General features: G+C 76.5%; 1 protein-coding gene. It reads right to left on the bottom strand.

What is annotated here, in order from left to right; translation table 11 throughout:
* Nucleotides 1-144 precede the first annotated feature (144 nt).
* Nucleotides 145-803 (bottom strand): tetratricopeptide repeat protein (locus tag FF041_RS34410; protein ID WP_153526393.1); only part of this gene is annotated, 659 nt, incomplete at its 5' end.

Genomic DNA, 803 nt, shown 5'->3' with positions numbered 1-803 from the left:
ACCTCACCCGGACCGGCCCTTGATCACGACCAAATACGCGCCCTAGGGCCTGCCCGATGGTTCCTGCCAGGCCCCGCTCCCTGATCCGGCCTGGTCCGACCCGACCCGACCTGACACGACCTGGTCCGACCCGGCAGGCCGGCCCTAACCCCCGTCGGCGCCCCGCGGGGAGGACGCCCAGCCGGTCCGGGCGACGCGGCGTTCACGGAGGGCGGCGACCCGGCGGTACAGCTCCACCGCCTCCGTGTGGCGGCCCAGTTGCTCCAGACAGTGGGCTTCGTCATTGCGGCTGGCCAGGGTGTCGGGATGGTCCAGGCCCAGCACCCGCTCCCGGGCCGCCGCGACCTCGGTGTACACCGTCAGCGCCTCGTCCCAGCGGGCCAGCCAGCCCAGGCCGACCGCCACCTCGCGGCGGCTGACCAGGGTGTCGGGATGGTCCGGGCCGAGGACCCGGGCGCGGGCCGCCGCGACCTCGCGCGCCTCGGTGAGGGCCTCGTCCCAGCGGGCGAGACGGCCCAGGTTCACCCCCAGCCCATGGCGGGCGCGCAGGGTCTCCGGGTCGTCCGGACCGTGCACCCGGGCGCGGTCGTCCACGAGCGCCCGGTACAGCTCCAGGGCCTCCGCGCTGCGGCCGAGCCGCCCGAGGCCGATGCCGACCTCGTACCGGGCGGCGAGCGTGTCGCCGTGGTCGGGGCCGAGCGCCCGGGTACGGGCCGCCGCCACCTCGCGGTAGGTCGCCAGCGCCTCCGTCCAGCGCCCCAGCCGCCCCAGTGCGTACGCCACTTCGTACCGGGTGACCAGGG

The organism is Streptomyces jumonjinensis (assembly GCF_009600885.1).
Taxonomy (GTDB): Bacteria; Actinomycetota; Actinomycetes; order Streptomycetales; family Streptomycetaceae; genus Streptomyces; species Streptomyces jumonjinensis.
This window is presented reverse-complemented; position numbering and strand designations above follow the sequence as displayed.